The sequence below is a fragment of the Pseudovibrio sp. W64 genome, assembly GCF_001623145.1.
Classification (GTDB): Bacteria; Pseudomonadota; Alphaproteobacteria; order Rhizobiales; family Stappiaceae; genus Pseudovibrio.
In genome coordinates, this window is the sequence record NZ_LMCI01000038.1 from 418234 (window position 1) to 425768 (window position 7535).

Here is a 7535-nt window from a genome sequence, read left to right on the forward strand (position 1 = left end):
AAAAGACATGTTCGCGAGACGCCCGGCGGAAAGAGATGACTGGCAAATGACGTCAGGTTTCCTAACGCTTTGGGACGATTAGGATGTTCTATGCCGATTGCGAAGAGTATAGATTACAATCTAAATTCTTGCCTGAGAGTTGGTGAGCTCCGGTGGTTTCAACAGGTGGATGCAACACTTTAATCTTTGAATAAAGATGGAGTGTTCGACATGACGTATCGCCGCCGTATTTACTATTCTGCCGCACAACGAGCCAAGATTTGGGACACTTAGAAAAAGAGCGCAATCTCAACTCCTGGTCGAATTAAGCCAGTTTGGTGCTGAAGACATAGGTACGGGATCATTAAGATCCCCTTGATGCGTTGCGGACATCCTAGACACCACCACAGTACAATAGTTGTTCCCCGTCGAAGCTTTATGGATAGATCAGTTGAATTGAATGAGGGAGTGTTTTGGCCCATGATCACTAGATTAGGAGTGACCATGGGGCAAAACACAGGGACTGCCAGCGCAGCAGCTGAGAAGGCCGTCAAAGACATTCGGCGCAAGACCCGTAAGCGCTATTCCACCGAGGATAAGATCCGCGTCGTGCTTGCTGGACTGCGCGGCGAAGACAGTATTGCTGAACTGTGCCGACAGGAAGGTATCTCGCAAGGGCTCTACTACAGCTGGTCTAAAGAGTTTCTGGATGCAGGCAAGAAGCGGCTTGCCGGAGACACAATTCGTCAGGCGAATACTGGTGAGGTTAAGCAACTGTGCAAAGAGGCACGCAAGCTCAAAGAGGTGGTCGCTGAAAAAAACCTGGAGTTGCGGCTTTTTAAAAAAAGCATTCTCACCGATGGGGACGACGACGAATGAGGTATCCTGCCTATGAGAAGATGGAGATCATCCAGCAGGTTGAAGGATCCCACCAACCAATCAAGCGCACGTTGGAGCAGCTGGGTATTCCTCGGTCCACGTTCTATGTCTGGTATGATCGCTATCTGGAAGGTGGCGTTGAAGCGTTAGAAGACCGTGTTTCACGTCCCTCAAAGGTGTGGAACCGTATTCCTGATGAGATCAGGGAACAAGTCATTGAGCTGGCGCTGGACGAGCCAGACCTATCACCGCGCGAGCTTGCGGTTCGGTTCACAGATACAAAAGATTATTTTGTTTCAGAGGCTTCCGTCTATCGACTACTGAAAGCGCAGGACCTGATCACCTCTCCAGCCTATGTGGTGATCAAGGCAGCAGACGAGTTCAAGGACAAGACTACAGCACCAAACCAGCAGTGGCAGACCGATTTTACTTATTTCAAGATTATTGGTTGGGGTTGGTTCTACCTTTCAACTGTTCTCGACGATTATTCCCGTTACATCGTTGCCTGGAAGCTGTGCACCACTATGAAAGCCAAGGATGTTACTGATACCCTTCAGCTGGCACTCGATGCCTCTGGCTGCGAACAGCCAAGAGTTCTCCATCGTCCACGCCTACTGTCCGATAACGGGAGCTCTTATGTCTCTTAGAACTTAGCCGAATGGCTGGAGCGGAAGAAAATGGACCATGTACGCGGCGCTCCCTACCACCCGCAAACGCAAGGCAAGATCGAACGGTGGCATCAAACCATGAAAAACCGCATCCTGCTCGAAAACTATTACATGACAGAGGATCTGGAAGCGCAGATCAGAAACTTTGTCGATTACTACAACAATCACCGCTATCACGAGAGCCTTGGCAATGTGACGCCAGCCGACGCTTATTTCGGCAGGGAGAAGCAGATCCAGCAAAACAGGCAGAGGATGAAACGAAGAACTCTTCAAAACCGCCGCTTGTGCTACCACGCTCAAGCAGCATAAATTCAACACCAAAGAGGGCCAAACACTCCACTATTCCATAGCAGATTTTGTCTAACTATCCTTGATGACGGACACGAGAAACAGGTGCGCGGCAAGCCGCCGCCGGAGCGAGTGAGACAACGGCAAGAACAAGCCAAGTTCGTCTTCGATGATCTGGAAGACTGGCTGCATACGCAGCTTTCCAGAATATCCGGCAAGTCAGCCTTGGCCGGAGCAATCCGCTACGCCCTCACGCGCCTGCCCAAAGCACGTCCTTATCTGGATAATGGCCATCTGGAACTCGACAACAACACGGCCGAGCGTGCCATGAAGCCTGTCGCACTTGGAAGAAAAAACTATCTCTTTATGAGATCAGAAGGTGGCGGAAAAGCAGCGGCTATCGCCTATACCCTTATTGAAACAGCAAAGCTCAATGATATCGACCCGCAAGCCTGGCTCACATGGGTGCTGGCTCAAATTGCTGATCACAAGATCAATCGCATCAACGACATCATGCCATGGTGTTACGCTGATAAATCAGCGTAACTGAAGCTGTCCAAGTTAGATAGGTCGAGTTCGCCGGACGCTCACACACAGAAGGTAACGGCAGCATAAAAAGACGCCGAAAAACCGCAGGCTGGAATAATGACTATATGCAAAAAATCACCTCCTTATAGTTTCATGCGTTAGCCGTAGCTGTTGCCCGACCTGACTTTACGGAAAATTACAATATTTATAGTTATTATATATAAAAATATATTTATTATAGTATACTGTATTTGCAGTTAATCAGGAGATTGAAATGAACGATCTTGAAATTGACGAACTGAACCTACGCGCAAAAAATTGCTTCCGGAAGAATATAACCTCATGCAATCTGCCACGTCAGATGAAGATTGGTGGGAAAAATTCGAATCAATAAAAAACAACATCAAAAAAAGATACAATTACTTTACAAGGAATTAGCAAAAGAAATAGAAAATAATGACATCCATAAAGTATTAACAAAACTAGAAGTAAATTACGATGAGGAAAAATTAAATGAAGCAATATATGCAATAAAAACTAATCTGAATCGACAAGGGGCACTGATGAAGCAAGCGCAATTGCTTTACGACCCAAAAAAAGTATTTGAATTTATTAATAGTAACGGAGATAAAATACGAGTGCAGGTCCAAAAATACTTGGATGATGTAGAGCGTCTCTCAAAAATGGAAGACGACGACGCAATTGAAATCTCCATGGCCATTATCGGGATATCAGCAGCAGCTGTTGGTGTAATCGCCGGAATTACTGTCTTCGTGCAATTGATACGAGGGGTTGGGTACCTGACTTTCAGCATCGTGCTGGCTGGTGTCTTGTCCGCAGGTGCTGCCATTGTCGTTGCCATAGCGGCATTCATAGTCCTTATGCTGATCTTCCCATTCCTGTACTTCATGAACAAGCCGGCAGTCTGTATTGTTGCCCTGATCAATGAACTCCCGGGATTAGATTTTGACTCCGATCTCACTGGTTTGAAAAACACGCTGACATTTTCCGACAACTACAACATTCACGGGAAACCGACACTCATCACGAAGGAAATCCCAGGAGCTTTGTTCACAGACCAAGGCCCTTATGCGTATATTGGTCTGTTTGCAACATCCAAAAGAGACAAAGCACTGATCGGTCCTCAGTATGGCTTCACACTGGAACTCCCATATTCTAAAGATTTACACAAGGATGAAGTTAAAAGTATGACAGCCGCTTTTGGTGCCGGCTGCCCGCTTGCCTTGGGAAAGAACAATTGCTACTGTGATTTTGATATTTCTGCCGAAAAAGCCGCAAAAAATGCTAATAAACATTCCAACCAGACTTGGTATGCAGAAAATGACGGCGTAAGTCTCAGCATAAAGTGCAATTCAGGCAGCGGGAGCATAGCCTATTACATAGCTAGAGTTTACAAGACAAAACATTCAATAAATAACTAAAAACAAAAATCGCTTTAGCTATCGAGGAAACTGCGCAACTTCCGTGAACGACTCGGGTGCTTCAGTTTTCTCAGCGCCTTTGCTTCGATCTGACGGATACCAGAAATCTGAATTTTATCTATATAGATAGTGACAACTCTTGATGGAGCTTACTGAATGTCCGGAGTTGGCCCTGTTTGACTTGGTTATCAGCTACAAAAAATCTGACTTGCTTTCCTCATTGCTTGGTCTGGTTCGCACGCACGTCAAAGTACTGAGCTAGTTATCAGAGTCTCACATTTGATGTCGACTGCGCATTAACGTCAGGGTGATCACTGTCCAAACACCTATCCGTACGGCCAAGGCCCCTACAGTTCGCATCTCATATGCCACTCCTTGAAAAACCAGAAATCCGAACCCCAAAGCAATCAGGCCCGTTGCCACTGCGATAAACGCAGACAGACCAAGTGCCCAGTTACGCTGTAGCCAGATCCCAATTGCAGCACCGATGTAGAGAAAGCCTGCTAGAAAATTGAACCAGAGCACGACTGGCATGTAGTCGCCCGCAGCCACTTGAACCTCCACTGGCCCAAATAAGACGCTCCCACCGGAAATCAGAGTCAGCACCCCAAAAATCCCAGCGAAGAGTGCCAAGGACCTCCGCCAAAACGTTGAGCCGTATGATCGGGGTTCTGTTGAAGTCATTTTTTGGGAACCTTTGTGAGAGCGGCTTGTGCGTCAAATAAAGGATATAGGATTGGTTATAGAAATATAACTCCACAATGTGCTTCTTTCCTATTGCACAGAGCCTCTGATAGCTCTTCTTACTGCAATTAAATTGTGCGACTCAAAACGTCGTCGCCCGACTTAATGTGCGTCGACGTTAAATAGAGAACCAAATTAGAAACACCGGAACCGCGACGAGCAGAAATACCCCTGCAATTCCGGTCCATGTGGGTACTATCAGGTAGGATTTGTGGGGCAGAGCAGGGTTGTAGAATACAGTAACACAGTCGCCTTCATGCTTTTGAATACCACCCTTCTGCCACTCAGCCATTCTGGTTCCAGTGGCCCTAATAATGAACGGACTTAACCGCTTGCCGGTATAGGATATGTCGTTGACAGAATATTCATACCTCACGCGTGCCGTGTGCATTCTCTCATCAGAGCTTCCAGTGCTTGAAACCCCATCTTCCGTGAGTTTTCCAATCGTGTGAGGCCAGCGGCGTATGCGAAAACATGCGGTGATGCTAACGATCCCCATGAGCAAAGCATAGGCAATACACGCAGACAGAACCGCGTAATGTTCCCCATTAAGTAAATCAGTCCATAATTCTTGCATGCATTAAATTACCGCAAATGAGATTGGGAGAAATAGCGCAGAACACGCTCACGGTTTTGGGAGTTATACTTTGTCGCTTGTGGTTGCACTTGAAACCAGCCCTTGTTCCTAGCTGGATGTATTGATCTTGAGTAGCGAGCTTTGCTATTCCTAACTTAGAACATGCCGAGAAACTATGATCATCCGCCCTCCAAGCTATGACGCGATTAGTTTCAGCGTCAAGCGCGCAACAGCCGTCATTCATACTCGTTGCAGCATCTATTGCTTTGGGCTCTTTGCAACCTACTCGGGCGGATGCATCAATCTGTGCTCGAGCGATCCAATAAGGTTCTCAGAATATCTTTTATGCAAACAGCACCAACCCTTGGAGGATCTGCTCGAATTCCCATAGTTGGTCCTCTGCTAGTGGCTACTGCGTCCGGCTTCTTAATTGCTCCATTTTGACTAGCTTTCGCGTAAACAGATCTACTTCCACTTTATTGAACAACCCATGCTAGGGATCTGGTGCTCTGGTCCGCAGCTGGTTTTGGCAACCTGACGCATGGCATTGAGAAGTTCTGGTGTGCAGTTGGTTGGGTCGTCGAAGCCAGCATCATCCAAGCGGCCACGGTATTGCAGCTCACCCTTGTTGTTGAAGCCGAAGAAATCTGGCGTACAAACTGCGTTATATGCCCTGCCAACTTCTTGTGTTTCATCCAGCAAATACGGAAACTTGAAGCCAAATTCCTTGGCAAACTTTTTCATGAAGCTCGGTCCATCAGCAGGCACTGAGCGATAATCATTGGACATGACAGCAAGAACGCCGAAGCCTTCGGCTTTGAGCTGTTTCATGTCTTCTGCCAAGCGATCTGCAATGGCCTGCACATAAGGGCAATGATTGCAAATAAAGGCGATGAGCAAACCGCTTTCACCAATCTGATCAGACATGGTGAAGCTGGTGCCATCAGCATCTTTGAGCGTAAATTCTGGCGCTTTCCAACCAAAATCGCAGATTGGTGTATTCAAAAGCATGGGAGCCTCTCAATTTCTTGTATTTGATCTTAAATGTGCAAATGACGAGCTGTTTGAACCCGTCAGTCACATCCGTTTCTTTGAAACTTATTTGCCCGGAACCGGAAAACGCATCACGTAGAATGGAGCCTTTGCACCATTGACGCCTTGATTGAAAGCCGGGTGCTTATGCAACTGGTTTTGCGTAACATAGACATATCCGTCTTGAGCAACATCAAAGCCATCCGGCCAGGAAAGCCGTTCGTCCTGAATGAGCACTTCGTACTTTCCAGCGGTGGTCAGGCCAATGGCTGAATTCTCGATGTCAGAAACGAAGAGGCCACCATTAGGATTGAAAGTCATACCATCGCTTGGCTTTTTGGGACCGTATTCTTCAATGAAAGTATTCAGATCGGCGGAATTTACAGAGGGATCTGCAAGTTTTGCAGCCGGGATGCGGAAGATCTGCTCGCCATTCACTGTGCCGAAGTAGACCCATTTGCTGTCATCAGAGATGGCAATTGGGTTGAGGCCGAAGCGTAGATTGTTGAGGGAGCCATCTTCTCCTTTGGCTGCCATCAGGCCACCGTCAATCACCACATCGCGGCCTGGGGAGATAAACTGCTCTGCCGCTTCCAGCAGGCGGCGGGCTTCGCCGGTCTTCAGGTCCACGATAACGATGGCTGGCTTGGATGGCCCCGCCAGATTGCCGAGGGTCATATCCGCGATATAGATCTGACCACGTTTTTCATCGATCGCAAAGTCCTGAGGGAAGGAGTTTGCTCTCAGAGCAGATTTGTCAATCTGCAAGTCTGCGTGAAGCGTGTTGGTCTCAGAGTTCCAGCCCAGCAGACGAGGTGCAGAAGTATCGCTTCCCATGTCCAGCATCCAGACCACGCCATTGGAGTCTGTGTCGATACCAATCACAGCAGACAAGCCGAGTTCGCCTACTTCCGGACCATCTGCCCAATCTTGAGTTGGGAACGGGGCCTTGCTGCCATCTTTCAGAACTTCAACCACCTTCAACGTCGGCCCATCCAACGGCTGCATGCTGACAATCATGCGTCCGTTTGGTGTTACGGTGATGTTACCCGGGCGGGTTTCAGAGAATTTTGCCACTTCTTCCAACTGAAGCAGCTCGCCAGCTACAGCAGATAATGAGAGGAAAGACAGAGCAGAGGCTGCCAGCACAGATTTTAACATGAATAAAATTTCCTTATTAATTATTGACGTTCTATGAGACATATGGCTAAACACGATCAATTAGTAAAACTAGAAAAATAAATAGGTCCTATGAGCAACGCCAATAGATCTCCCTTCTGACTTGATACGGACCTGACTGTGCTTCGCTCTTTGATCGCTGTCATTGAGGAGGGTAGTTTTTCTGCTGCAGCAGAAAAAGTGGGGCGGACGCAATCGGCGATCAGTCTGCAAATTGCC

General features: G+C 47.5%; 7 protein-coding genes and 2 pseudogenes. 4 read left to right on the forward strand and 5 right to left on the reverse strand.

What is annotated here, in order from left to right; genetic code table 11:
- Positions 1–483 precede the first annotated feature (483 nt).
- The 3 genes and pseudogenes from PsW64_RS18480 to PsW64_RS18490 all read left to right on the forward strand — a co-directional run bounded on the left by PsW64_RS18480 (position 484) and on the right by PsW64_RS18490 (position 3784).
- A pseudogene (locus PsW64_RS18480) lies at positions 484–1835 on the forward strand (IS3 family transposase).
- A gap of 84 nt (positions 1836–1919) precedes the next feature.
- Positions 1920–2360, forward strand: coding sequence for an IS66 family transposase (locus PsW64_RS18485; RefSeq protein ID WP_063304515.1), 441 nt, complete (start codon positions 1920–1922; stop codon positions 2358–2360).
- 353 nt (positions 2361–2713) lie between these two features.
- Entirely contained in the window at positions 2714–3784 is a 1071-nt protein-coding gene (locus PsW64_RS18490; RefSeq protein WP_063304516.1) for a hypothetical protein, read from the forward strand.
- A gap of 14 nt (positions 3785–3798) precedes the next feature.
- Here the strand turns inward: PsW64_RS18490 and PsW64_RS28470 are convergent.
- The 5 genes and pseudogenes from PsW64_RS28470 to PsW64_RS18510 all read right to left on the reverse strand — a co-directional run.
- Positions 3799–3882 (reverse strand): annotated as a pseudogene (locus PsW64_RS28470) (RNA polymerase sigma factor RpoD); the annotation flags it as partial.
- Positions 3883–4057: 175 nt separating this feature from the next.
- Positions 4058–4417 carry a hypothetical protein gene (locus tag PsW64_RS18495; protein ID WP_199914851.1) on the reverse strand — a complete coding sequence of 120 codons (360 nt, stop codon included), beginning with the start codon at positions 4415–4417 and terminating at the stop codon, positions 4058–4060.
- A gap of 229 nt (positions 4418–4646) precedes the next feature.
- Positions 4647–5105 (reverse strand): DUF3592 domain-containing protein, encoded by a 459-nt coding sequence (locus tag PsW64_RS28475; protein WP_082831159.1) that lies wholly within the window; start codon positions 5103–5105, stop codon positions 4647–4649.
- 465 nt (positions 5106–5570) lie between these two features.
- Positions 5571–6116 carry a thioredoxin family protein gene (locus PsW64_RS18505; protein WP_063304518.1) on the reverse strand — a complete coding sequence of 182 codons (546 nt, stop codon included), beginning with the start codon at positions 6114–6116 and terminating at the stop codon, positions 5571–5573.
- Between the two features lie 87 nt (positions 6117–6203).
- Complete coding sequence (locus PsW64_RS18510) at positions 6204–7298, reverse strand: L-dopachrome tautomerase-related protein (RefSeq protein WP_063304519.1); 1095 nt, start codon at positions 7296–7298, stop codon at positions 6204–6206.
- A 138-nt stretch (positions 7299–7436) separates the two neighbouring features.
- Between PsW64_RS18510 and PsW64_RS27220 the strand changes: the two genes are divergently transcribed.
- Positions 7437–7535: helix-turn-helix domain-containing protein (locus PsW64_RS27220; RefSeq protein ID WP_244277333.1), on the forward strand; the 99-nt coding region annotated here is incomplete at its 3' end.

Bases quoted from the DNA above. Each gene is read 5' to 3' on its own strand.
- PsW64_RS28475 (WP_082831159.1), bottom strand. From the start codon at position 5,105: ATGCAAGAATTATGGACTGATTTACTTAATGGGGAACATTACGCGGTT.
- PsW64_RS18505 (WP_063304518.1), bottom strand. From the start codon at position 6,116: ATGCTTTTGAATACACCAATCTGCGATTTTGGTTGGAAAGCGCCAGAA.
- PsW64_RS18510 (WP_063304519.1), bottom strand. From the start codon at position 7,298: ATGTTAAAATCTGTGCTGGCAGCCTCTGCTCTGTCTTTCCTCTCATTA.